Origin of the sequence: Mobilicoccus caccae, assembly GCF_030161635.1 — a bacterium.
GTDB lineage: Bacteria > Actinomycetota > Actinomycetes > Actinomycetales > Dermatophilaceae > Mobilicoccus > Mobilicoccus caccae.
In genome coordinates this window covers 501,898-526,476 of record NZ_BSUO01000001.1, presented here as the reverse complement: position 1 = coordinate 526,476, position 24,579 = coordinate 501,898, and the positions used below count along the sequence as shown (strand labels likewise).

The 24,579-nt window shown below is 70.9% G+C and carries 20 protein-coding genes and 1 pseudogene; 7 read left to right on the top strand and 14 right to left on the bottom strand.

The window, feature by feature from the left end:
* The 4 genes from QQK49_RS02740 to QQK49_RS02725 form a co-directional block, all read right to left on the bottom strand.
* Entirely contained in the window at window positions 1–1,437 is a 1,437-nt protein-coding gene (locus QQK49_RS02740) for a 6-phospho-beta-glucosidase (protein WP_284302579.1), read from the bottom strand.
* 11 nt (window positions 1,438–1,448) lie between these two features.
* Window positions 1,449–3,365 (bottom strand): beta-glucoside-specific PTS transporter subunit IIABC, encoded by a 1,917-nt coding sequence (locus QQK49_RS02735; RefSeq protein WP_284302578.1) that lies wholly within the window; start codon window positions 3,363–3,365, stop codon window positions 1,449–1,451.
* A gap of 359 nt (window positions 3,366–3,724) precedes the next feature.
* Entirely contained in the window at window positions 3,725–5,005 is a 1,281-nt protein-coding gene (locus QQK49_RS02730; RefSeq protein WP_284302577.1) for a PHB depolymerase family esterase, read from the bottom strand.
* A 154-nt stretch (window positions 5,006–5,159) separates the two neighbouring features.
* Window positions 5,160–6,032 (bottom strand): phosphatase PAP2 family protein, encoded by an 873-nt coding sequence (locus tag QQK49_RS02725; RefSeq protein ID WP_284305808.1) that lies wholly within the window; start codon window positions 6,030–6,032, stop codon window positions 5,160–5,162.
* Window positions 6,033–6,198: 166 nt separating this feature from the next.
* Here QQK49_RS02725 and hemG point away from each other — a divergent pair.
* The 3 genes and pseudogenes from hemG to QQK49_RS02715 form a co-directional block, all read left to right on the top strand.
* Window positions 6,199–6,834 (top strand): annotated as a pseudogene (gene hemG, locus QQK49_RS23120) (protoporphyrinogen oxidase); the annotation flags it as partial.
* Window positions 6,835–6,857: 23 nt separating this feature from the next.
* Complete coding sequence (locus tag QQK49_RS02720) at window positions 6,858–7,640, top strand: protoporphyrinogen/coproporphyrinogen oxidase (RefSeq protein ID WP_284302576.1); 783 nt, start codon at window positions 6,858–6,860, stop codon at window positions 7,638–7,640.
* Complete coding sequence (locus QQK49_RS02715) at window positions 7,637–8,890, top strand: radical SAM protein (RefSeq protein ID WP_284302575.1); 1,254 nt, start codon at window positions 7,637–7,639, stop codon at window positions 8,888–8,890. Before QQK49_RS02720 ends, QQK49_RS02715 begins: the two co-directional genes overlap by 4 nt.
* 33 nt (window positions 8,891–8,923) lie before the next feature.
* On the opposite strand, the gene QQK49_RS02710 is transcribed toward QQK49_RS02715, so the two are convergent.
* Both QQK49_RS02710 and guaA read right to left on the bottom strand, forming a co-directional pair.
* A complete protein-coding gene (locus QQK49_RS02710; protein WP_284302574.1) occupies window positions 8,924–9,298 on the bottom strand; it encodes a nuclear transport factor 2 family protein in 375 nt (124 codons plus the stop codon).
* Between the two features lie 166 nt (window positions 9,299–9,464).
* Window positions 9,465–11,075: a glutamine-hydrolyzing GMP synthase gene (guaA, locus tag QQK49_RS02705; protein WP_284302573.1), complete on the bottom strand. Its 1,611-nt coding sequence runs from the start codon at window positions 11,073–11,075 to the stop codon at window positions 9,465–9,467.
* Between the two features lie 210 nt (window positions 11,076–11,285).
* On the opposite strand from guaA, the gene QQK49_RS02700 reads away from it, so the two are divergent.
* The gene (locus QQK49_RS02700) at window positions 11,286–11,843 is read left to right on the top strand and encodes an NADPH-dependent FMN reductase (RefSeq protein ID WP_284302572.1); all 558 of its coding nucleotides are present in this window, start codon (window positions 11,286–11,288) and stop codon (window positions 11,841–11,843) included.
* Here QQK49_RS02700 and QQK49_RS02695 read toward each other — a convergent pair.
* The gene (locus tag QQK49_RS02695; RefSeq protein WP_284302571.1) at window positions 11,824–13,590 is read right to left on the bottom strand and encodes a choline/carnitine O-acyltransferase; all 1,767 of its coding nucleotides are present in this window, start codon (window positions 13,588–13,590) and stop codon (window positions 11,824–11,826) included. The genes QQK49_RS02700 and QQK49_RS02695 overlap by 20 nt on opposite strands.
* Window positions 13,591–13,604: 14 nt before the next feature.
* The gene (gene purL, locus QQK49_RS02690) at window positions 13,605–17,600 is read right to left on the bottom strand and encodes a phosphoribosylformylglycinamidine synthase (RefSeq protein ID WP_284302570.1); all 3,996 of its coding nucleotides are present in this window, start codon (window positions 17,598–17,600) and stop codon (window positions 13,605–13,607) included.
* Between the two features lie 118 nt (window positions 17,601–17,718).
* Here purL and QQK49_RS02685 point away from each other — a divergent pair, with 118 nt between their 5' ends.
* Window positions 17,719–18,324 carry an HlyD family secretion protein gene (locus tag QQK49_RS02685; protein WP_284302569.1) on the top strand — a complete coding sequence of 202 codons (606 nt, stop codon included), beginning with the start codon at window positions 17,719–17,721 and terminating at the stop codon, window positions 18,322–18,324.
* On the top strand, window positions 18,321–18,605 hold the full coding sequence (locus QQK49_RS02680; RefSeq protein WP_284302568.1) for a hypothetical protein: 285 nt from the start codon (window positions 18,321–18,323) through the stop codon (window positions 18,603–18,605). Before QQK49_RS02685 ends, QQK49_RS02680 begins: the two co-directional genes overlap by 4 nt.
* Before the next feature lie 62 nt (window positions 18,606–18,667).
* On the opposite strand, the gene QQK49_RS02675 is transcribed toward QQK49_RS02680, so the two are convergent.
* From QQK49_RS02675 to QQK49_RS02650, 6 genes are all read right to left on the bottom strand, one after another.
* On the bottom strand, window positions 18,668–19,039 hold the full coding sequence (locus tag QQK49_RS02675) for a DUF3817 domain-containing protein (protein WP_284302566.1): 372 nt from the start codon (window positions 19,037–19,039) through the stop codon (window positions 18,668–18,670).
* Window positions 19,036–19,914: an SURF1 family protein gene (locus tag QQK49_RS02670; RefSeq protein WP_284302565.1), complete on the bottom strand. Its 879-nt coding sequence runs from the start codon at window positions 19,912–19,914 to the stop codon at window positions 19,036–19,038. The genes QQK49_RS02675 and QQK49_RS02670 overlap by 4 nt, the downstream gene beginning before the upstream one ends.
* Before the next feature lie 66 nt (window positions 19,915–19,980).
* The gene (locus QQK49_RS02665) at window positions 19,981–21,540 is read right to left on the bottom strand and encodes a succinic semialdehyde dehydrogenase (protein ID WP_284302564.1); all 1,560 of its coding nucleotides are present in this window, start codon (window positions 21,538–21,540) and stop codon (window positions 19,981–19,983) included.
* Between the two features lie 16 nt (window positions 21,541–21,556).
* Window positions 21,557–21,742 (bottom strand): hypothetical protein, encoded by a 186-nt coding sequence (locus QQK49_RS02660; protein WP_284302563.1) that lies wholly within the window; start codon window positions 21,740–21,742, stop codon window positions 21,557–21,559.
* A complete protein-coding gene (locus QQK49_RS02655) occupies window positions 21,739–22,047 on the bottom strand; it encodes a DUF3995 domain-containing protein (RefSeq protein WP_284302562.1) in 309 nt (102 codons plus the stop codon). Before QQK49_RS02655 ends, QQK49_RS02660 begins: the two co-directional genes overlap by 4 nt.
* Before the next feature lie 58 nt (window positions 22,048–22,105).
* Complete coding sequence (locus QQK49_RS02650; RefSeq protein WP_284302561.1) at window positions 22,106–23,251, bottom strand: GuaB3 family IMP dehydrogenase-related protein; 1,146 nt, start codon at window positions 23,249–23,251, stop codon at window positions 22,106–22,108.
* Window positions 23,252–23,413: 162 nt separating this feature from the next.
* On the opposite strand from QQK49_RS02650, the gene QQK49_RS02645 reads away from it, so the two are divergent.
* On the top strand, window positions 23,414–24,541 hold the full coding sequence (locus QQK49_RS02645; protein WP_284302560.1) for a DUF480 domain-containing protein: 1,128 nt from the start codon (window positions 23,414–23,416) through the stop codon (window positions 24,539–24,541).
* The last annotated feature ends 38 nt before the right edge of the window (window positions 24,542–24,579 follow it).

The window sequence follows — 24,579 nt, the reverse complement described above, 5'->3', positions numbered from 1 at the left end:
CTACAGGTTCTCGCCGTTGGAGGCGATGACCGTGCGATACCACTCGAAGGATTCCTTGCGGCGACGCTCGAGGGTGCCCTCGCCCGCGTTGTCGCGGTCGACGTGGATGAATCCGTAGCGCTTCTTCATCTCACCCGTCGTGAAGGAGACGAGGTCGATGATGCCCCACGGGGTGTACCCGATAAGATCGACCCCGTCGTACTCGACGGCATCCCTCATCGCCTCGATGTGCGCGCGCAGATAGTCGATCCGGGGCGCGTCCGAGATCGTGCCGTCCTCCGCGATCTCGTCGACCATGCCGAACCCGTTCTCCACGATGAACAGCGGCAGCTCATAGCGCTCCGCCAACGTGGCCAGGGTGAACCGCAGACCGGTCGGGTCGATCTGCCAACCCCAGTCGCTCGCCTTCACATACGGGTTGGGCACGCTGTTGGCGAAACCGCCGTCGACCGAGTCCGTCGCGTCGTTGGAGGCGTCGGCCTTGACGACGGTCGACATGTAGTAGCTGAACCCCAGATAGTCGACGGTGCCCGCGGCGAGGATCTCCTCGTCGCCCTCCTCGATCCCGACCCGGTAGCCCTCACGTTCCCATTCCTTGACGGCATACGGCGGGTAGTGCCCACGCACCTGCACGTCGGCGAAGAAGAACCGCTCCCTGGAGGCGATCTGCGCAGCCATGACGTCCGCCGGGTCGCACGAGTACGGGTAGACCGGGACGTGCGAGACCATCGCCCCGATCTGCAGGTCGGGGTCGATCTCCTTGCCGATCGCCACGGCCTGGGCACTCGCGAGCAACTCGTGGTGGGCCACCTGGAAGAGCACCTCACGCGGATCGTCCTCCTCGGTGAGCACGACCCCGGAGTTGGTCCAGAGGAACAGGTGGTTGCGAGTGTCCATCTGGTTGTTGATCTCGTTGAAGGTCATCCAGTAGCGGACCTTGGAGTGGTATCGCTCGAAGCACACGCGCGCGAAACGTGCGAAGAAGTCGACCAACTTCCGGTTGCGGAAACCGCCGTACTCGCGGGCGAGATGCAGCGGCAGCTCGAAGTGGGACAACGTGATGACCGGTTGGATGCCGTTCGCGAGCAGTTCGTCGAAGAGGTCGTCGTAGAAGCGCAGGCCCTCCTCGTTGGGCTCGTGTTCGTCACCCAGGGGGAAGATCCGCGACCAGGCGATGGACGTGCGAAAGCACTTCAGCCCCATCTCGGCGAAGAGCGAGATGTCTTCCTCGTAGCGGTGGTAGAAGTCGATGGCCTCGTGGTTGGGGTAGTACTCCCCTTCCTCCACCGTCTCGGTGATGCGCCTCGGTGTGCCGTGTGCACCGGCGGTGAGGACGTCGACCACGGACAGGCCCTTGCCGCCCTGGTCGTAGCCACCCTCGAACTGATGAGCGGCGACGGCGCCACCCCAGAGGAAATCGTCGGAAAAGCGTGACATGGTCGGTCCTCTCAGGCGTCGGTGGATGCCGAGTTCGCGGCGGGCAGGCGGTCCAGGGCCAGGACGGGCTCACCGATGACGGCGCTGTCCGTGGCGACGGGACGAACACCGGCGAATGCGGCCGCGTTGGTGACGACGACGGGGGTGATGAGGTCGTACCCGCGCTCCCCGATGAGGTGCGGGTCGAACTCGATGAGGAGATCGCCCGCCCGGACCTGCTGTCCGGCGCTGACGTGACCGGTGAAGCCTTCGCCCTCGAGCGCGACGGTGTCGAGTCCCACGTGGATCAGTAGTTCGACACCCTCATCGGAGCGCAGGCCCACGGCGTGCTGGGAGTCGAGTACCGACACCACGGAGCCGTCGAACGGGGCGACGATCCTGCTTCCCGTGGGACGGATGGCCACGCCCTGACCGAGCACTCCGCCGCTGAAGACCGGATCCGGGACCTCCGAGAGAGGAACGACCGACCCCTCCAGGGGGCTCGCGATCTGCAGGTCCTGGGCGAGGTCACCCGCGGTGGACGTGGCCTGCGGGTCGGCCGGCCCGGTGCCGGTCTCGGCGAGGACGTCCTTGTAACCGGCGAAGTACACCAGGGCCGCGGCCCCGAAGAAGGCGATGGCGCACCCGATGAGCTCGCCCCACAACGACATCGGGTTGTCGGGCGAGTAGGCGTTGACGATCGTCAGCGGTCCGGGCAGGCCGGCGTAGGCGTAGTAGCGGGCGCCGAACAGGCTGATGACGACGGCGCCGACGGCACCCGCGATGCAGCCGAAGATGAACGGGGTCTTGAACCGCAGGGTCACGCCGTAGATGGCGGGCTCGGTGATGCCGAAGACCCCGGTGACGGTCGCGGGCGCGGCGACTCCCTTGATCTTGCGGTTGCGGCTCTTGAGGAAGACACCGGCCGCAGCGCCGACCTGGCCGATGACGGCTGCAGTCTGGAAGGCCTGGAAAGAGTCCTGTCCGTACTTGGCGAAGTTGTCGAGCACGACCGGCGTGATGCCCCAGTGGAATCCGAAGATCACGGCAACCTGCCAGAACCCGCCGATGAAGGCCGCAGCCAGCCACGGCGCCACCTCGACGCCGGCGTTGTAGGCGGTGGCGATGAGCGTGGCTCCCGCAGCCGTGATCGGGCCGATGACGAGCAGGGTCAGGGGAACCATGACCAGGATCGAGATGAGCGGGACGAGGAGTTGACGGGCGACGGCCGGGATCCGCCTGTTCAGGAAGCGCTCGAGGTAGGAGAGGATCCACACGAGGAAGAGCGGCGGCAGCACCGAGCTGGTGTACGTCGTCTGCGAGAGTGCGATCCCGAAGAAGGTCACCTGCTCTCCCTCGGCGATCCGACCTGCGATCTCGGCCCAGGTCGGGGTCACGAGCGCCGCAGTGCACAGCACTGCGTTGAAGATGTTGACCTTGAAGTGTTGGGCGGCCGTGATCGCGATGAAGATGGGCAGGAAGGTGAAGGGAGCCCACGACATCATGGCCAGCACCTCGTGGGTACCGGTTGTCTCGAACGCAGGCTGGATCATGCGGGCGATGATCAGCCCACCTTGCAGAATGCCGGCCGCCGCCAGCACATAGATGAACGGCGCGAACACGGCCGACATCGTCGCGATGATCCGATTGACGATCGACCCGTGGGGCGCGTCGCTCGATGCCGAATCCGCCGCGACGTGCGTGATGAACTCGTCGTAGACATCGCTGATGTGGTTGCCGATGACGACCTGGAACTGACCGTTGTTCTCCACGACCGTGATGACGCCCGGCAGTTCGGACACACGAGCTTTCGCATCCGGCGGGGTCTCCTTGAGCACCAGCCGCAGGCGCGTGGCGCAACGGGCTGCATTGCTGACGTTCTCCGGACCTCCGACGACATCGAGGATGTCGCGGGCCAGCTTCGGGTAGTCACGTATCTGCGCGCTCACCGTCAGCTCCTCTCTCGGGCATCGTCGCCCATGTCACAGTGGCAACGCTCCGGGAGGGGGTCTCGGCGGAGCGGCACTCGACCCGGTGTCGGAGAAGCTGCCGAGGAGGTGCGGTGACGTGACGGGCGTCGAACACCAAGGCAGGGCAGACATCACCTGACCTCGGGTTATTGCTTCCGGTCCGCGAGGGACGGAATGACAGGCCCGTTATCCGAGTGGAATTCGGACACCATATCCATCGGCTCGTCGAGCGGACAAGGTGCTGTTGCGCCCACCTTGCGCAAGCCATCTGTCAGGACCCCGACCCACCACGCACCCTGCCGGAGCCCGCGACTCCGGTCCTGGCATCGCGATGCTCCTCACCGCTGCTGCTGGGCCATCCACGTCCACAGGCTCGTCCCCTGCGGCGTCTTCGGGTCGTTGCGGGCGGCGTAGATCCACGTCCAGTGCCCGTCGTACTCGTGGCCGTTGCGGACGACGGCGGGGTAGACCGTCTCCACCGCGTTGCCGATCACCTCGGCCATGTGGCGGCCGTTGCGCACCGGGTCGACGACCGGGTCGTTCTTCGCGTAGATGATCCACGTCGGGGTCGAACGGACGCGTCGGAGCTGGGCGTCGGTGAGCACGGTGCGCGTCGTGCCCGCGGCCTGATCGGTGAAGACGGCGACGGGGCAGATCGAGACGTTCGCCGCGAACGCCTTCGGGTAGGCCGAGGCCAGCTTGCTCGCCATGTAGCCGCCGTTGGAGGCACCCGCGACGTAGATGCGGGAGGTGTCGACGTCGTGCTTGCGTGCGAACTCGTCGATGAGGCTCTTGAGCCTGGCGGTGTAGTCGTAGGTGTCGTCGTCGAGCCACCGGGTCCAGGCCTGCGGCGCCACGACGTAGGCGCCGCCGAAGGTGCGCTGGGCCTCGCGGGTCGCGAATCCGAGCGCGCCGCGGTTGGCGATGAGCGGCAGGTCGTTGTGGTAGGACTGCGACCAGCCGCCCTCCCCGCCGCCGTGCAACCACACGACGAGCGGACGCTTGGAGCCCTCACCGCTCTTGCGGGCCGGCGTGTAGACCCGGTACTTCAGTCCGGACGACGACATCCCGGCGCCGAAGGCGTCGACCTCGCGATCGACCACCGAGCCCTGCGCGAACCGCTTCAGCGTCACGGACGAGCCGTTGCGCAGCTTCAGGGGTTTGGCCTGCGTGATCGTGTAGGTCAGGTCGAGCACGACGTTGCGGCCGGCATCCGGCGCCCACCCGAACGTCGAGGCTCCCTGCGCCTTCGGACCGTGCGCGAGGTCGACGACGACGTCCCCGGCGCGGTTCACCCGCACGCCGGTCACCTGACGCTGGAGGTCGTACTCGCCCGCGAACCGGGCCGTGTCGGCACCCCGCGCGGGGTTGGCGCCCTTGGCGCGCACCGTGAACGTCGACGGCGTGAGGCTGCGGGGGTCGACCTTCATCTGCTCGGGCAGATCGAGGGTCACCGACACCACCTGTTGCCCGCCGTCGAGCACGCGCGCGTCGAGCAGGAACGTCGTCGGCCGCTCCGCGGGCGGGGCCTGCGCTCCACCGGACGCCGAGGCGGGCACCACACCCCCCGTCACGACCAGACCGGACACCACGGCAGAGACGAACAGTCGCACCTTCATCGGAACTCTCCTGGGCAACGAGGCGGCGGGGTGCGCTCACGCTAGAGCGCCCCGAGCACGTCGGGAGCCTGAGCGTGCTGCCGAATTTCGTTGATGGGGTGAACGATTGCGCAACGCGGTGCGCTTCGGCCGCCCCTCCGACCCGGGGTCGTCCTCACCCCCGGGGGCGTGTGGATGCCACCAGACTCCGGCGCGAGGCCCGGCCGGTCAGGGCGTCGAGCCCCCAGGCGCTGAACGCGACGACCCCGGCGCAGGTCACGCCCATCGCCGAGAGCACGATCCCGCCGAGGAGGGCGCTCGGTTCGTCGGCGTGCGGCACGAGACCCAAGGCGATGAGGACGACGCCCGTCAGCGCGGCGCCGGTCAGGGCCGCGAGCGCGTGGCCGACCAGGCGGGGGCGGCCGAGCCGCAGCGGCCCGGTGTGGGCGCCGTCGCCCCGCGAGGAGCGTTCGGCGAGCAGCAACGCGAGTCCCGCGAAGATCGCGCACACCCCGTAGGCGGCGATGACGTCGCTCGGCCGGTGCCAGCGCAGGATCAGCGCCGCCGCGCCGGTCAGCGTCCCGGCGCCGGCCGCGAGGAACGCGACCACCGACCGCCACGACGCCGGCACGACGAACAGCGCGGCGAGGACCAGCGACGTCACCACGGTCACGTGCCCGCTGGGCAGGGTGTTGCCGAGCCCTGCCCCCACGCCCATGTCGGGGCGCGGCAGGCCCGCCTTGAGGATCTGGGTGGTCACGTTCGCGCCGGCGACGAGCGCAAGCGCCGCGAGCGCCCTCGACACCCGTCGGCGCACGAACGCCAGGAGCACCGCCACGACCAGCACGATCACGATGAACTCCACGCTGACCAGGCCCAGCCAGGCACGCAGCATCCGCGACGTGGCCGACGGCACCGCGACCGACCACAGGCTGCGCTCGTCGGCGCGCTGCCCGAGGTGGGTCCAGACGACGAGGACGACGCAGGCGACGACGGACAGGCCGCCCAGGGCGACCATGACCCACCCGATCGTCCGGGCACGCCACATCTGCACGTTCCGACTCCCCTCCCACCCCGACGGTTCTTCCCCCTGCACGTTCAGGGTAGACGTCGACCCCGGACCCGCCCTGAACGTGACTTCCGGCCCCTGGGACGGGTGTGTCGGCGCGGGTTAACCTGGGATCCCCCGGAGAAAGAGAGGTCACCACGTGACCATGCAGCAGGCCGGCGTGGCCGTGATCGGCGCGGGAATCGCCGGCCTCCGGGCCGCGCGTCTCCTCCAGGACGCGGGAGTACGGGTCGTCGTCCACGAGGCGTCCTCGCGCGTCGGCGGACAGATCCGCACCGTCGACGTCGGGGGTGTCCCCGTCGACGTCGGCGCCGAGGCGATGCACCTGGGCGCGCCGGGGGCCGCGGAGCTCATCGAGTCACTCGGTCTCGCGCCGGACATGGTGACCGCGCGGCCGGGCGCGAGCTGGATCGTCACTCCGAAGGGCCTGCGGCGTCTGCCGGCCGGAGTCGGCCCGGCAGGCCCGACGCGGCTGCGGCCGGTGCTGGCCAGCGGCGTGATGACCGTCCCCGGCCTCGCGCGCGCCGGACTCGAGCCGCTGCTGGCCCGCACACGCGGGCGCACCGACCTCTCGGCCGGCCGTGACCGCTCGGTCGGCGACTTCGTCGGTGGCCGGTTCGGCGACCAGGTCGTCGAGCGGTTCGTCGACCCGCTGCTCGGCAGCCTCCACGGCGGCGACGTGCGCACCCTCAGCCTGCGCGCGTGCACGCCGTCGCTGGTGACCGCCGCCGAACAGGGACGATCGCTGGTCACCGGCCGCAAGAAGGCGCGCGGGCCGGCCCGAAAGGGGCGAAACCGCCGGCGATGTCGTTCGTCACGTGGCGCGAGGGGCTCACGCGGGTCGTGCAGGCGCTCGCCGCGGGGCTCGACATCCACACGGACTCCCCGGTCGAACGAATCGAACGGACCGACGACGGCCGCTACCGCTTGCGTGTCGGCGCGTCCGCCGCTGCCGGTGACGCCGACGAGCGCACGTTCGACGCCGTGGTCGTCGCCCTCCCCGGCGACCGGGCCGCCGCGCTGCTGGACGGACTCGCCCCGCGCGCACCGGGACTCCTCGGCCAGACCCCGCGGGCGAACGTCGCCACCCTCGTGCTCGCCTACCCGCGGCACGTCGTCGAGGCCCTCCCGGCGTTCGCCGGGACCGGCATCCTCGTCCCCTCCTCGGTCGACTCGCTGCTCAAGGCCGCGACGTTCCTGTCGACCAAGTGGCCCCACCTGGACCACCCCGACCTGTACTTCTGCCGCGCCTCGGCCGGCCGCGCCGGCGACGAACGCCTCGCCGGGCTCGACGACGACGCCCTGGTGGCCCGGGTCCGCGCCGACCTCGCGCGGTTCATCGGGCTGCAGGCCGCCCCGCGCCACGTCCACGTCCAGCGGTGGCCGGCGGCATTGCCACAGCTCACCGTCGGACACCTCGACCGGCTCAGCGCGGCCCGCGACGACCTGCCCGCCGGCCTCACCCTCGCCGGATCGTCCTACGACGGTGTCGGCATCGCGGCCTGCCTGGGCTCGGCCCGCCGGGCCGCGACCGACGTCCTCACCCACCTCGGACCCACCCATGCCCAAGGAGGCACCCGAGCATGACCATGGCGCCAGACAAGGCCGTCCGCCGGCTCAAGCACGACATCGACGACCGGCCGATGATCGTCATCTGGGAGGTGACGCGCGCCTGCCAGCTCGTGTGCAGGCACTGCCGCGCCGACTCCCAGCCCCAGGCCCACCCCGAGCAGCTCACCCCAGAGCAGGGCCTGCGACTGCTGGAGGACATCGCCTCGTTCGGCAAGCCGCTGCCCATCGTCATCCTCACCGGCGGCGACCCCTTCGAACGGCCCGACCTGCACGAACTCCTCACCCGCGGCTCGGAGTTGGGCCTGCACATGGCGCTGTCGCCCTCGGTGACCCCGCGCCTCACGGGTGAGTCGGTGCGCGCCATGCACGCCGCCGGCGCCAACTCGATGTCGTTGTCCCTCGACGGCGCCAAGCCCGAGACGCACGACGCGTTCCGCGGGTTCTCCGGGGTGTTCGACTCGACCCTCGCCGCGGGTCGGGCGATGCGGGAGGACCGGATCCGGTTGCAGGTCAACAGCACCGTCACCCGCGACACCATGCCCGAGCTGCCCGACCTCCTGCGCATCATGTTCGAGCTCGAGGTCTCGCTGTGGAGCCTGTTCTTCCTCGTGCCCACCGGCCGCGGTCAGCAGCTCAAGACCCTCGACGCGCCGCAGATCGAGGACGTCCTGCACTGGATGGCCGACATCTCCGACATGCTGGCGGTCAAGACCACCGAGGCGCCGCACTTCCGGCGCGTGCTCACCCAGCGCGCCCGCGCCAAGGCCGAGGGGCGCGACCCCCGCGAGCTCGAGGAGCGCGGCGAGACGTACGCCTACCTCACCCGCGAGACCGAGCGGATGCTGGCCGAGTGGGTCGCCGACGGCCACGAGATCCCCCACCGCCCCCGCGTCCGCCGATCGACATCAACTCCGGCCGCGGATTCGCGTTCGTCGACCACCGCGGCAACGTCTACCCCTCGGGCTTCTTCCCCGAGCACTGCGGCAACGTCAAGGAGTTGGGGTTCACGCGGGTCTACCGCGAGAGCGACCTGCTGCGCTCGCTGCGGCGTCCGGAGACCTTCCACGGCAAGTGCGGGGTGTGCGAGTTCAACCAGATCTGCGGCGGATCGCGCAGCCACGCCTACGCGGTCACCGGCGACATCCTCGGCAGCGACCCCACCTGCACCTACATCCCCGAGGCGATGCGCGCGCCGCACGACCGCCCCGGCCACGCGATCAACGCACCGGCGTAACACCCCACCTCGCCGAGACCGCCGGTTATAGGCGGCGGTCTCGGCGAGGTGGGGCGGGTAGGCGTCAGACGGCGGGGGTGAAGAAGTACGTCGTGTGCTCGGTGATGCGACCCGCGGAATCGAAGCTGAAGAAGGCCGCGAAGCCCATGCTGGTGCGGCCACCGTCCTTGAGGTCGCCCTCCCACATGCCGTGCGCGGCCACGTTGTTGTCCTCGACGACCATGGCCCGCAGGACGTGCCGCCCGGCCGCGAGTTTGCGGCTGCCCGTGTAGTACTCGCGCAGCCCTTTGAGACCGACGATCGGGTCGTACCCCGGACGCCGGTAGAGCACGTCGCCGCTGAAGTCCGACAGCACCTCATCGACGTCGTTCCGGTCGAGCGCGTCGTAATACCCCTGCACCGCCTGGCGCAGGCGCGTCTGGAGCGGAGTGTTGCTCATGTCGATCTCCCGTCGTCGTACCGATCACTGCCCGATCACCGTCTCCGGTGATCCCCTGCGTCGCTGACGATCACCGGATCACCGGATCCCTGCCGCTCATCCTGCCCGAACGAACGTCCCGGCAGCACCCCTACCGACGTCGACGCGTCCGTCAGTCAGCACCGGCTCACTCCCACTCGATGGTGCCCGGGGGCTTGGAGGTCACGTCGAGAACCACCCGATTGACCTCGCTCACCTCGTTCGTGATGCGGGTGCTGATCCTCGAGAGCACGTCGTAGGGCACGCGCGACCAGTCGGCCGTCATCGCGTCCTCGCTGCTCACCGGGCGCAGGACGATCGGATGCCCGTAGGTGCGCCCATCGCCCTGCACGCCCACCGAGCGGACGTCGGCCAGCAGCACCACCGGGCACTGCCAGATGTCGCGGTCGAGGCCGGCCTCGGTGAGTTCGTCACGGGCGATCGCGTCGGCGGCGCGCAACGTCTCCAGGCGCTCGCCGGTCACCTCGCCGATGATGCGGATGCCCAGACCCGGGCCGGGGAACGGCTGCCGCCACACGATCGACTCCGGCACGCCCAGCTCGAGGCCGACCTGACGCACCTCGTCCTTGAACAGGTCCCGCAGGGGCTCGACCAGCGTGAACTGCAGGTCCTCGGGCAGGCCGCCGACGTTGTGGTGGCTCTTGATGTTGGCCGCGCCGCTGCCTCCGCCGGACTCCACCACGTCGGGGTACAGCGTTCCCTGCACGAGGAACCGGACCGGGTGCTGTTCGGCGTCCTGCGGGGAGTTCTGCCCCGCGGTCCCCGCGACGACGTCGCGCGCCGCCTGCTCGAAGCTGCGGATGAACTCGCGGCCGATGATCTTGCGCTTGGTCTCCGGGTCGCTGACGCCGGCGAGCGCGTCGAGGAACTGCTTGCTCGCATCGACGACCACCAGGTCGACGCCCGTGGCCTCGACGAAGTCCTTCTCCACCTGCTCTGCCTCGCCCGCGCGCAGCAGGCCGTGATCGACGAAGACGCAGGTCAACTGGTCTCCGACCGCGCGCTGCACCAGCGCCGCGGCCACCGAGGAATCCACGCCTCCGGACAGCCCGCAGATGATGCGCGCGTCGCCGACCTCCTCGCGGATCCGCGCCACCTGGTCCTCGACGATGCTGGAGGCCGTCCAGTCACCCTCGAGCCCGGCCCCCTGGCGCAGGAAGTTGACGAGCACCCGCTGCCCGAAGGTCGAGTGCATGACCTCGGGGTGCCACTGGACCCCGAACATCTTGCGCTCGTCGTCCTCGAACGCCGCGACCGGCGCCCCCGAGGTCGCGGCGGTGACGCGCATCCCGGCGGGGGCCTCGGTCACCGAATCGCCGTGGCTCATCCAGACCGACTGGGTCGACGGCTGCCCCTTGAAGAGGGTCGAGTCGGTGTCGTGGATGTCGGCCTGCGTCGAGCCGTACTCCCCGAGTCCGGTGCGCGCGACCGTGCCGCCCAGGGCCTGCACCATCGCCTGGAAGCCGTAACACATGCCGAACACCGGCACCCCGGCGTCGAGCAGCGCCGGATCGAGCCCGGGGGCGTCCTCGGCGTACACCGAGGACGGACCGCCGGAGAGGATGATCGCGCCCGGCCTCCTGGCCAGCATCTCCTCGGCGCTCATCGTGTGCGGCACGACCTCGCTGTACACGTCGGCCTCCCGCACGCGGCGAGCGATGAGCTGCGCGTACTGGGCTCCGAAATCGACGACGAGAACGGGGTTCTCGTGCAGGCCCTCGGGCCGGGTTGTGGTCACGCGGGGATCTCCTCGGTCGGGCGCCCGGCGGCGGTGAGACGGGTCGACCCACTCTAATCCCTGGCCGTTCGCGACCTGCGGGCCTCCGGGTGTGCCTCGGGCCGGTCACCGCGTCGGGCGCCGCCGGGACCACGCCCCCGGTCGCGCCCGGCTGCGAGACCTCATAGGGTGGAGCCGGAACTGCGTGACTCGTCATACAAAGGAGACTGTATGAAGATCGGCATCATCATGGGCAGCATCCGCGAGGGTCGCAACGGCGAAGTGGTGGGCACGTGGGTCCACGAGATCGCGTCGGGACGCGACGACGCGGAGTACGAGTTGCTCGACATCGCCGAGTTCGACCTCCCCCTGCTCGCCGAGCCCACACCCCCCAGCGCCGCGAACCCCCAGTACGAGAACGAGGCCACCCGCCGCTGGAGCCAGGCCATCGACGCCTGCGACGGCTTCGTCTTCGTCACCGGCGAGTACAACCACGGCATCCCGGGTGCCTTCAAGAACGCCTTCGACCTCCTCGCTCCCGAGTGGGGCAACAAGGCCGTCGGGTTCGTCAGCTACGGCGCCGACAGCGGCACCCGCGCCGTGGAGCACTGGCGCGGCGTCGTCATCAACAACTACCTGCACTCGACGCGCGGTCAGGTCGTGCTCAACCTGTTCACCGACTTCGGCGAGCAGGGTTTCGCCCCCGACGAGCGCAAGGCGAAGTCAGTGGGCAACCTGCTCGACGAGCTCGTGCCCCTGGCCGGGGCCATCAAGACCCTGCGCGACTGACGGCAGCGGCGTCCGAGGCCGCGGCGACCATGAGGTCACGCACGGCCCGGACGCCGGCCCGCAGGTTCTCCTCGAACTCCGTGACGCGCGAGGCCTCACGCTCGTCGTAGCTGATGCAGACGTCGACGTCACGGTCGGAGGCCGAGTAGTACAGCCCCAGACCTCCCGCGCTCGTCGGGGCGAACGCCGTGCGCACGATCTGCGCGCGGGAGCCCAGGGAGGTCGTCGACAGGAAGTCGGTGGTGAGGGCCCGGTACCCCTCGTCGTCGATCAGTGGCGCGCGCAGGCCGTCGCGCTCGGCCATGAGATGCAGGCCGAAGAGGTGACGGTCGATGGCCTGACCCGCCTTGGCGCTCTTGATCCGCGCCCGGTGGGCTGCCATCGCCGCCTCCAGATGGACCGGCCCCGCCTCCCCCGCGACCATCGCGGTGGCGCAGGCGACGGCCTCCGGGGTGTTGGGGCGCAGGCATTCGGTGCGACCGGCCCGGTACTCCCGCATGTCGACCGACTCGTACGTGCTGCGGACCCGCCCGTAGGTGGCGAGCTGCGCGTAGAGCATGACGAGCTGCAGCACCCCGTCGAGGCCTGCCTTGAACGGCAGGGTCGGGAACGGCTCGATCGGCTCGGTGACGATCCGGAACCGCAGACCGGCGGCCTGCTGCTCGTAGTCCTCACCGGCGGCGACGAGCCGTGCGCGCTGATCCTCGGTGAGCGTCCACGACACCGGCTCCCACGCGACGGGAGCGCCGTCGGCGCCAGGGTCGAGATCGGCCGCCGCCTGCTGAGCCGCCGCGATGACGGCGACGATCGTGCCGCCGTCGATCATCGCGTGCTCCATGTGCAGACCGACCCTGGGAGTCGATCCCAACGGCACCCGCAGACTCACGGCCTTGTACGGCCACGCCTCGTCCAGCCCGAACGCGCCGCGACGCATGAACTCCTCGAGGTCCTCGCCATCGCCATCGCCGTCTGAGTCCGGGGTGGTGTCGTCGACCAGCGTGAGGACGAACAGCGCGTTGCGGAGCCGTTCGTAGGTGTCCCCGTTGCCGTGGTCCGCCACGAGCGTCGTCAGCATCGCGGCCGCGTCGTCGCCGGCGAGGTAGGCGGGACGGGCGAACAGCCCCGGTTCGGTCGGCGTCGACGCGGCGATCTCGGCCAGCGCGGCCCCGATCGCCGATGCCGGCAGCGGGTGGCCGTCGGCGTCGCTCACCGTCAGCGCCGCGGCGTGCCCGCGGTGGAGCACGACCACCTCGCGCCCACCGGCGCCGGCGTCGCCGGGCTCGGAGACGTCGAGCCTCTCCCGCGGGATCCTGATGCCGCCCGAGAGAAACCCGAACTGGCCGGGGTCGACCTGCTCACCGCGCGCGGACGTCGGGATCTCGAACTCCCCACGCAGGTGGGCCAGGTGGACCGCGGCGAAGCCCGCGACCACGTCGGCCGCGAGGTCGACGCCCGATCGCGTCTGCTCCCAGGCCAGCTCGAAGTACGTGTTGCTCGTCAGCGGCAGCGGGGTGCGCACCCCGAAGTACCCGTCGAACCACGCCGTGGAGAGCCAACTGCGCCCCTCGCCGTGCTCGGCGTCGGCGAAGCGTCGCAGCGCCTCCTGGGCCGCCGGCCCGTCGCCGTCGGCGAACGCCTGCGCCGCACGGCGCGAGGCCTCGAGCACCTCGGGAGCGACCAGGGGCTCCACGGCCTCGCAGAATCCCGCCATCGTCTGCTCCAACGATGGGACCGGCAGTTGCTTCACCCGCTCGTCCTTTCTCAGCCCACGTACACCCGCGCGTTGCGGAACATGCGCAACCACGGGCTCTCCTGCTCGATCGGCCCGGGCGTCCACGACATCTGGACGTTGCGCTGCACCCGCTCGGGGTGCGGCATCATCGCCGTGAACCGCCCGTCGGGCGTGGTCACGGCCGTGATCCCGCCGGGTGACCCGTTGGGGTTGAGCGGGTACGTCGTCGCGGGAGCGCCGTGGCCGTCGACGAACCGTACCGCCGAGAGCACCGCGGATTCATCACCGCGAGTGGAGAAGTCGGCGAACCCCTCGCCGTGGGCGACGGCGATCGGGATGCGCGACCCGGCCATGCCGGCGAAGAAGATCGACGGGGAGTCGAGCACCTCGACGGTCGACAGCCGCGCCTCGTACTGCTCTGAGAGGTTGCGGGTGAACCGCGGCCACGCCTGCGCGCCCGGGATGAGGTCGGCGAGCGCGGCGAACATCTGAGCTCCGTTGCAGATGCCCAGGCCGAAGGTGTCGGTGCGGTCGAAGAACGTGGAGAACGTCTCCTTGAGCCGGTCGTTGAACAGCACCGACCGCGCCCAGCCCTCGCCCGCGCCGAGGGTGTCGCCGTAGGAGAACCCGCCGCAGGCGACGAGGCCGGTCGCGTCGGCGAGGTCGAACCGCCCCGACTGCAGATCGGTCATGTGCACGTCGTAGGTGTCGAACCCCGCACGGTCGAAGGCGAACGCGGTCTCGACGTGCGAGTTGACGCCCTGCTCACGCAGGATCGCGACCTTCGGACGCACGCCCCGCGAGAGGTACGGCGCGGCCACGTCGTCGGCCGGATCGAAGGTGGTCTCGAGGACCAGACCCGGGTCGTCGCCACCGGCGGCCGCGTGCTCCTCGTCGGCGCAGACGGGGTTGTCGCGCAGGGCGCTGATGCGCCAGGACACCTCGTCCCACGCCTGGGCCAGGTCGCGGGTCTGCTCGGCGAGCACCACACGGTCGCCGATGCGCACCGTGACCTCCCGCTCGGGCCGCGTGCGCCCCACGCGCCGGGTGAGTTCACCGAGCCCGTGGGCGGCCAGCACCGCCTCGGCCGCGTCGACGTCGCCCGCCGGCACTCCGAGCACGACACCGAGTTCCTCGGTGAACAGCGCCGCGAGCGAGTCGACCTCGGCCTGGATGCCGACGCCGCCCGCGAACGCCATCTCGGCGAGCGTCGCCCACAGTCCACCGTCGGAGCGGTCGTGGTAGGCGGTGAGGAGCCCGTCGGCGCGCAGCGCGGTGAGGGCCGAGGCGAGCGCGACGAGGCGCTGCGGGTCGTCCAGATCGGGCACCGTACCACCGAACTCGCCCCTGACCTGGGCCAGCATCGAGCCGCCGAGGCGGTCGCGCCCGGCGCCGAGGTCGACGAGCAGCAACTCGTCGCCGAATCCGACGACCGGGGTCAGCGTGCCGCGCACGTCGGGCAGCGACGCGAACGCCGACACGACCAGCGAGACCGGCGAGATGACCTGCCGGGCCTGGCCCGTCTCGTCGACCCAGCGCGTGCGCATCGACAGGGAGTCCTTGCCGACCGGCACCGAGATGCCGAGCGCCGGGCACAGCTCCATCGCCACGGCCTGCACCGTGTCGTACAGCGCGGCGTCCTCGCCCGGTTCACCGCAGGCGGCCATCCAGTTGCACGAGAGCTTGACCTCGCCCAGCGTCACGGGCGCGGCGAGGAGGTTGGTCAGGGCTTCACCCACGGCCATGCGCCCGGAGGCCGGCCCGTCGACCGAGGCCAGCGGGGTGCGTTCACCGCTGCTCATCGCCTGGCCGGCGAAACCGACGTGGTCGGACAGGGTGACCGCGACGTCGGCGACCGGCACCTGGTAGGGGCCGACCATCTGGTCGCGGTGGGTCAGTCCACCGACGGTGCGGTCGCCGATCGTGATGAGGAACCGCTTACTCGCCACGCTGGGGTGCCGCAGCACGGCGTAGGCGGCCTCGCGGACCTGGTCGGCCGGGAGGTCGAGATGCAGCTCGGGCGTGGAGCACTCCACCCGGGCGACGTCGCGGGTCATGCGCGGCGGCTTGCCCAGCAGCACCTCCAGCGGCATGTCGACGGGCCGGTCGGCCTCCGCCGGCGTGTCCTCCTCGGGACCGGGAGCCAGGACGAGCTGCCCGTCGGCGCGGGCGACGCCCACGACGGCGTAGGGGCACCGCTCACGCCGTGCCAGCGCCGCGAACCGCGGGAGCGAGTCGGGGGCGATGGCCAGGACGTAGCGTTCCTGGCTCTCGTTGCACCAGATCTCCTTGGGCGCGAGGCCGGACTCCTCCAGGGGCACGGCCGACAGGTCGAACCGCGCACCCATGCCCGCGTCGTCGACCAGCTCGGGGAAGGCGTTCGACAGCCCGCCGGCGCCGACGTCGTGGATCGCGAGGATCGGGTTGTCGCTGCCGAGCTGACGGCAGTGGTTGATGACCTCCTGCGCCCGGCGCTCGATCTCGGGGTTGCCGCGCTGCACCGAGTCGAAGTCGAGGTCGGCGGCGTTGACACCCGCCGCCATCGAGGAGGCGGCGCCGCCACCCATGCCGATGCGCATGCCGGGCCCGCCGAGCTGGATGAGCAGACTGCCCTCGCCGAAGACGACCTTCTCGGTCTGATCGGCGTCGATGGAGCCGAGTCCGCCCGCGCTCATGATCGGCTTGTGGTACCCGCGGTGCACCCCGTCGACGCGCTGCTCGAAGACGCGGAAGAACCCGCCCAGGCCCGGGCGCCCGAACTCGTTGTTGAAGGCCGCGGCGCCGATGGGGCCCTCGATCATGATGTCCAGCGGAGAGGCGATGTGCGCCGGGAGCCGGCCGGGCCTGGTGCGCTGGGGGTCGCCGGCCGTCGACTCGTCGGTGTCGTCGGACGCCTCGGTGCCGGTGTGGCGGGCGGCGGTCTCCCACGGCTCGTTCGTCCCCGGCAGTTCGAGGTTGGAGACGATGAAACCCGTCAGGCCCGCCTTGGGTGCCGAGCCACGGCCTGTGGCGCCCTCGTCGCGGATCTCGCCACCGGCGCCGGTCGCGGCACCGGGGAACGGGGAGATCGCCGTGGGGTGGTTGTGCGTCTCCACCTTCATCAGCACGTGCGAGTCGCGCTCGCGGGCGACGTAGCGGCTCGGGCCGTCACCCGCGCCCTCGGGCCGGAAGTGCGTGACGGGGCCTCCGGCCATGATCGAGGCGTTGTCGCGGTAGGCGACGACGGTGCCGTTGTCGGGGCCGCCGGCGACCTCCTCGGTGTGCCGGATCATGCCGAACAGGGAGCGCGTCTGCGCCTCGCCGTCGACCACGAAGTCGGCGTTGAAGATCTTGTGCCGGCAGTGCTCGGAGTTGGCCTGCGCGAACATCATGAGCTCGACGTCGGTGGGGTTGCGCCGCAGGCCCGTGAACGCGTCGACGAGGTAATCGATCTCGTCGGGTGAGAGAGCGAGTCCGAACTCGCGGTCGGCCTCCACCAGCGCCTCGCGCCCGCGGCCGAGGACGTCGACGTGGGCCATCGGCTCCGGGTGACGTTCGTCGAAGAGTTGCCCGGACGCCTCCAGCGTCTTCAGCGCCACCTCGGTCATCCGGTCGTGCAGCACGGCGACGACGGCCCGCCACTGCTGGTCGTCGAGCGGCTCGGCCTCGGGGGTGGTCGTGATGACATACTCCGTCACCCGTTCGACCCGGCGGATGTCGATGCCGCAGTTGTGGACGATGTCGGTGGCCTTGCTGGCCCACGGCGAGATCGTGCCGAGGCGCGGGGCGACGACGACCAGCTCGGTGTTCGCGCTCGGCTCCGGACCTTCGTAGGGCTCGCCGTAGGACAGGATCGCGGTGACGATCTCGGCGACCCGGCTCTGCAGCGGCGCCTCGCTCGCCACCAGGTGCACGTGGCGCGCGGAGACGCCGGTGACGCCGGGAGCCACCTCCCGCAGACGCTCCAGCAGCGCACGGGCGCGGAAGGCGGAGAGGGCGGAGCCGCCCACGACGGTGGTCAGGGCGAGCGTGGGCGAGGCAGCCATCGGCAGGGGCCTTTCAGCCAGGGCGGCGGGAACGTGACTCAGGCTACCGGCGTGCACCGACAGCCCGGTCCACGCCGTCGTCCACCGCTCCGAGCGCGGCCGTCGTATCGTCGGCGGCATGAGCGCGAACGCCGTCGAGGACCTCGAAGCAGCGATCCGGGCGCGGGCCGAGCACCGCCGGCTGGGTGATCAGCTCGGCCGGCTCGACTCCCGGCTGGCGGAGGCGGAGGAGCGTGCGGCACAGACCCGCTCGCGCCTGGCGGAGGAGGAGTCCGATGTCGCGCGGCTGGAGAAGATCTCCCCCACGCGCCTGTGGGCGACGTTCAAGGGCAGCCGCGAGGGCGACCTCGACCGCGAGCGCGCCGAGGCCGACCGGGCCCGGTACGAGGCCCAGCGCGCGCAGGCCGACCTCGATCGACTCCGGCGTGAGGCCGAGGGGCTTCGCGCTCAGCGCGACGCGCTCGGCGACGTCGAGGCGGCCCACGAACGTGCCCTGGCCGCCACCGTGCGCGCGGCGGAGGCCGATCCCTCCCTGCGGGGGTCGCCGGCGACGCCGAACGGCAGCTCGGTCACATCCTCGAGCGTCGGGAGGTCGAGGAGGCCCTGGCCGCCGGCCACGAGGCCCGGACGAGCCTGCTGGAGGCCCGCGAGACCCTCGGCAGGGCCGACGACTGGTCGGCGTGGGACACCTGGGGCGGCGGCGACGTGTTCAGCTCGTACATGAAGCACCAGCGCCTCGACGAGGTGACCGACCAGTTGCAGAGCGCATCGGCCGTCCTCGACCGGTTCTCACGGGAATTGGCCGACGTCGACCTGCCGGGCGTCGACGCGCCCGTCGTCGACGGCCTCTCCCGCGGCATCGACATCTTCTTCGACAACATCTTCACCGACCTGTCGGTGCGCGGCCGGATCAAGGAGGCCGCGGCCCAGCTCGACGACGCGATCGAGAAGGTGAGTGCGGCGATCCTCGAACTGGAGCGACGCCGTACCCGTCTGATCTCCTGACGCAGGACTCCGCCCTATTCACCACCGACCGTCTCCACGTGGGGGCGGTCGGCGGTGAACGGTCAGGCTTCGGCGGCGGCCAGCTGGCTCTCGACGCCGCGGGCCACCTTGCGCTCGACGTAGAACGACAGGAACGGCACGCAGCCGGCGAGCATGACGCCGATCATCTTGAGCAGGGACCACCGTGCGGGGAACCCGAGGTTGGCCACCGCCGCCAGGTACACCATGTAGATGAACCCGTGCGGGCCCGGCCACCAGGACAGCGGGTTCTCCTCCTTGGTCATCTTCATGCCGTAGGCGAACCACATCTCGACGACGAGGACGAGCAGACCGACGCCGACGATGAACGCCATGATCTTGAAGAAGGGCAACGCCTTTCGCGTCTTCTCGGCGTCGAATCCTCGCGGGACCCGGGTGCTCGCGGCGGTCGTCATCGTGTGTTGCCTCCTGAGGGGAGCGGGTGGTCCGTCGGGTCGGTGGTGCCCTCGCCTGCGTCGCGCACCGGCGGGTCCTCACCGGTGCGGGTGGTCTGGTCGGTGTCGCCGGCCTCGGCGCCTGCCTCGGAGTGGGACTCGCCCTCGAGGCTCAGGCGGTAGTCGTCACGCACGAGGCGCCACCACACGTAGACGACGAACGCGGCGAAGATCCACCACTGGATGGCGTAGGCGAAGTTGCGCCAGTTGAGTCCGCCGGGGTCGACCGCGGGCGGCGGCACGGGGGTGACCTGGGCGGCGGCGCCGGTGGCCGGAGGAGTCTCGGTGTCCGCGAAGACGAAGGCGTTGTAGACGTCGCTGGGCCAGGTGTTGACGAAGGAGGAGAGGTCGACGGTCTGCACCTGCCCCTCCGGCATCGGCTGACGCTGGTCGGGCGGACCTTCCTGCGGCTGCAGCGTGCCGGTGACCGTTACCGGTCCGGGCGGCGGCGGGGGCGGCGAGGTGCCCTCCGGCACGAACCCCCGGATGATCGCCAGACGGGCGCCGGTGGCATCGACGACCAGGGGCGTGAGCACCCATGTCCCCACCTGGTCCCCGAGTCGGCGACCGGCGACGAGCACCTGGTTCTCGGCGTCGTAGCGACCGGCGGCGATCACCGACCGGCCCACGTGGGCGCCGGTGATCGACGTCTGCGGGGGCAGGACGTCGTCGATCGGGGCCTCGGGTGCCGCTTCGACCTGCTGGAGGAGCTCGGTCTGCGCCTTCTGCTGCGAGACGTTGAGCTGCCACAGACCCAGCCAGCCGAACAGCACCACGATGGCCGCGACCAGGCCCAACAGGGCCAACCATCTGGGTCGCAGGGCCGTCTGGAGCACCCGTCCAGGCTAGGCCATGGGGCTGGGAGAAATCCGGGCGCCCCGAGGCCGCGGAACAGGGTCTGCTCAGCGGCGACCGAACACCGACAACAGGCGCAGAACACCGGTGGTGTAGCGGGCCGCCTCCGCCGTCGTCGGCATCGTCGGGGACACTCCCCGCGCTGTGGCGATGGTCTGCGGTTCGGTGAAGCGGAGGATGCCCGCCTCGCCGTGACGACGGCCGATCCCCGAGGACTTCATGCCGCCCATCGGGGCGTCCTTGGCGGTGTAGCCGACCGCGAATCCGTCGTTGACGTTGACGGTCCCGGCCTCGACGAGGTGGGCGATCCCCCGCGCCCGAGCGACGTCACGACTCCAGATCGAGGCGGTGAGGCCGTACTCGGTGTCGTTGGCGGCGAGGACGAACTCGGCGTCGCTGCCGACCCGGCACACCGAGACGACCGGCCCGAACGTCTCCTCCCCCGCACACCGCATGTCGGGACTCACGTCCTCCAACACGGTCGGGGCATAGGCGTAGGGGCCGACCTTCGGCAGAGGACGTCCGCCCGTGAGGACCGCCGCGCCCTTGGCCCGGGCGTCCTCGACGTGCGCCGTGACGCGCTCGAGCTGCCGCGGACCCGACAGGGTGCCCATATCGGCGCCGTAGGCGAGGTCGACCCCGACGCGCAACGCCGAGACCCGCCGCACGAACCGGGTGAGGAACTCGGTGGCGATGCTCTCGTGCAGGTAGATCCGCTCCATGGAGATGCACACCTGACCGGCGTTCGTGAAGCAGGCCTCGACCGCGCCGGGAACCGCCCGGTCGAGATCCGCGTCGGCGGCGACGTACATCGCGTTCTTGCCACCGAGCTCGAGACTCGCGCCCACGAGCCGGCGGGCCGCGCCGACGGCGACCTCCCGCCCGGTGGCACTCGACCCCGTGAAGCACACGTAGTCGGTGCTCGCGAGCACGGCGCCCCCGACCACCGGTCCGTCACCGAGGACGACCTGCAGGACCCGTTGCGGCAGACCTGCGCGCGCGAGCAGTTCGGCGACCATGAGCATCGTCAGCGACGTGGAGGGGTCGGGCCGGATGACGACGGCGTTGCCCGCGATCAACGCCGGAAGGGCCTCGGAGACGGCCATCGACAGCGGGTAGTTCCACGGCGCCACGACCCCGACGACCCCGACCGGGCGGCGCGTCTCGATGACGTCGGTGAGCACCGGGACGAGGCCGGCCCGCCGGCGCGGGCGCAGGACCCCCGGTGCGCGACGTGCCAGGTATCGGGCCGTCAGCGCGGCGTCGACGATCTCGGCGAAGGCGTGGGTGCGGGTCTTGCCGGTCTCGAGCTGGATGAGGTCGAGCAGTTCCACCTGATTGTCGAGCACGAGGTCGTGGAAGCGTTGCAGCACCGCCGCCCGCGACGTGGCGGGCATGCGCGACCACGACCGGAACCCCGCGCGCGCACCCGTGACCGCGACCGCGACGTCCTCCGGTGTCGAGCACGGCAGGTCGGCGAGGCGGGCGCCGTCGATGGGCGAGAAGGTCGTCATCGTCGCGGCCAGGGGCGAGGTGACCGCGTACTCGGCCAACTGCGCGACCCGCATCGGATCGAGGACCGGGGCGTCGGCAACCGTGCTCGTCATGTGCCGATCGTAGACGTCAGCGGGGAGGACTCCCGGGCGCGACGAGGCCGGGACGCCACCAGGACCGCGACGCGATCAGGGCCCAGGCCAACAGGATTGCCCAGATCACGAAGAGCGGGTCCCACAGGAACGCGTGGCCGACGAGGGCGGTGTCGTCGCCGGTCGAGGTCCCTGAGGTCAGCGCGATCCAGGCGCCGATCATGCCCGCCCCTCCCCACGCGAGCAGGATGAGCACCCCCAGCCAGGACACGACCCGCACCCACCGGTGGGCCGGGGGCGGGCGTGATCGAGCAGCGGCACGAGGGCACCGGCCACCTTGGCGAGGGTGACGACCCACAACATCAGGGTGATCAGCGGACCGCCCTCGCGCTGCATGTCCACGGCGAACTGCCCCACCGTGTCGAGGAGCCAGGTGCCACCGAGCGCCCAGTACAGGCTCGCGGCCGCGTGGAGGAGGCCCGCCACCGCGGCTCCGACGAACAGGGGCATGCCGGGACGGGACCTCATGCCCCCGACCGTAGGACCGGTGGGTGTCGGGCGCGTGAACCTCAGGCCGACAGCGAGGTCAGCCGCCGTACTGGCTGTGCAGACCCGCGGGGGTGTAGGGCGAGACGACGACCTCGACGCGCTGAAACTCCTTGAGTTCGGAGTACCCGGTGGTCGCCATGGCCCGACGCAGGGCGCCGACGAGGTTCGTCATGCCGTCCGCCGAGCGGCCCGGGCCGAGCAGGATCTCCTGCAGCGGGGCGAGGGCGCCGACGTGGACCCGCTCGCCGCGAGGGAGCTGGCTGTGGTGCGCCTCCGAACCCCAGTGGAATCCGCGGCCGGGAGCCTCGAGTGCGCGCGCGAGCGCCGCGCCGATCATCACCGCGTCCGAGCCGCAGGCGATGGCCTTGATGACGTCACCCGAGCGGCCCATGCCGCCGTCGGCGATGACGTGGACGTAGCGTCCGCCGGACTCGTCGAGGTAGTCGCGCCGGGCGGCGGCGACGTCGGCGATCGCGGTCGCCATCGGGGTCTGGATGCCCAGGGTCTGGCGGGTGGTGTGCGCCGCTCCCCCGCCGAAGCCGACGAGCACGCCCGCCGCACCGGTGCGCATGAGGTGCAGCGCGGCGGTGTACGTGCCGGCGCCACCGACGATGACCGGCACGTCGAGTTCGTAGATGAACCGCTTGAGGTTGAGGGGCTCGGCGTGGCTGCTCACGTGCTCGGCCGAGACGGTGGTGCCGCGGATGACGAAGAGGTCGACACCGGCGTCGACGACGGTCTTCCAATGCTCCTGCGTGCGCTGGGGTGACAGGGCGCCCGCCACGGTGACCCCGGCCTCGCGCATCTGCCCGAGGCGTGCGGTGATGAGCTCGGGCTTCATCGGCTCGGCGTACAGCTCCTGCATGCGGCCGGTGACCGAACCCGCGTCGAGGGAGGCGATCTCGGCCAGCATCGGGGAGGGGTCCTCATACCGGGTCCACAGGCCTTCGAGGTCGAGGACGCCGAGGCCGCCGAGCTGTCCGAACGCGATCGCGGTCTCGGGAGACATCACCGAGTCCATGGGGGCCGCCATGAACGGCAACTCGAACTGGTAGGCGTCGATCTGCCAGCTGATCGAGACCTCCTCGGGATCGCGTGTGCGCCTGCTGGGCACGATCGCGATGTCGTCGAAGGAGTAGGCACGGCGTCCCCGTTTGCCTCGGCCGATCTCGATCTCACTCACGCGGGCCAGCCTACCGGCCCTCCGCCCCTGCACCTGAGACCGGAGCGGGTCGGGGTAGGGGCGAACTCGCCGCGCTACGCCATCATGGAGTCCCACAGGGTCGCGGTCGGCGCACCGTCGGATCGCGCGAAGCGGCACAGGCGCACCAGGAGGAACGCGACGATGACGGAGTTGCCCACGCTCGACGCACTCGACCAGCGGATCCTCGGCAGCCTGCTCGAGAAGCAGGTGACGGTCCCGGCGAGCTACCCACTCACCCTCAACGCGTTGCGTGGCGCCTGCAACCAGTCGAGCAGCCGCGACCCCGTGAGCGACTACGACGACGCCACCCTCGAGCAGGGTGTGCGCGACCTCAAGAGCCGCGATCTGGTCCGGGTGATCTGGGCGGGCAAGGGCTCGCGCACCCTCAAGCACCACGAACTGCTCAGCGACACACTCGGACTCGACCCCGATGAGTACGCCCTGCTCACGGTGTTGCTGTTGCGCGGGCCGCAGGCTCCCGGCGAGCTGAAGACCCGCACCGAGCGACTGCACACGTTCGCCGATCGGGGTGCGGTCGAGGAGTGCCTGCTGCGGATGTCGCGCCGGCCCGCACCTCTGGTCGCTCAGCTCGAGCGGCAAGCCGGGCAGCGCGAAGCACGGTGGACACATCTCCTCGGCCCCGTCGACGTGGCCACCGGAGGGTCGCACACGGACGGGGGCGGCATCGATCTGGAGGTCGTGCTCCGCGACGGCGGCGAGGCCCGTGACTCCCGCGTGCTGGCGGCCTACGACGCGGTCGCCGACACCTACGCGCACGAGTTCGGCGACGAGCTCGAGCACAAGCCCTTCGACCGCTGGCTGCTCGCGCGCATCGCCGAGGCCGGCCACGACGGGCCGATCCTCGAGGTGGGCTGCGGACCGGGGCACGTCGCGGCGGAACTCGCCCGCAGCGGCGCCCAGGTCACCGGCCGGGACATCTCAGCGCGCATGATCGACCTCGCGACGGCCGCCCACCCCGAGGTCTCCTTCGAGGTCGGCGACCTGCGGCGCGTCATGCGGCCACCGACCGCGCAGGGGTGGGCCGCCATCGTCGCCTGGTACGCGCTGTGCCACCTCGCGCCGTCGGAACTCCCGGAGACGATCGCGGGGCTGGCCCGCGCCCTGCGGCCGGGCGGTGTGTTCGCGCTGGCGACCCACGTCGGCGCCGAGGTGCGTCACGCCGACGACTGGTGGGCCATCCCGTCGACCTCGACGCCGTGCTCCACGACACGGCCAGAGTCGTCGCCGCCGTCGAGGCCGCCGGGTTGAGCGTGCAGGAGAGGTACGTCCGCTCACCGCTCCCCGGC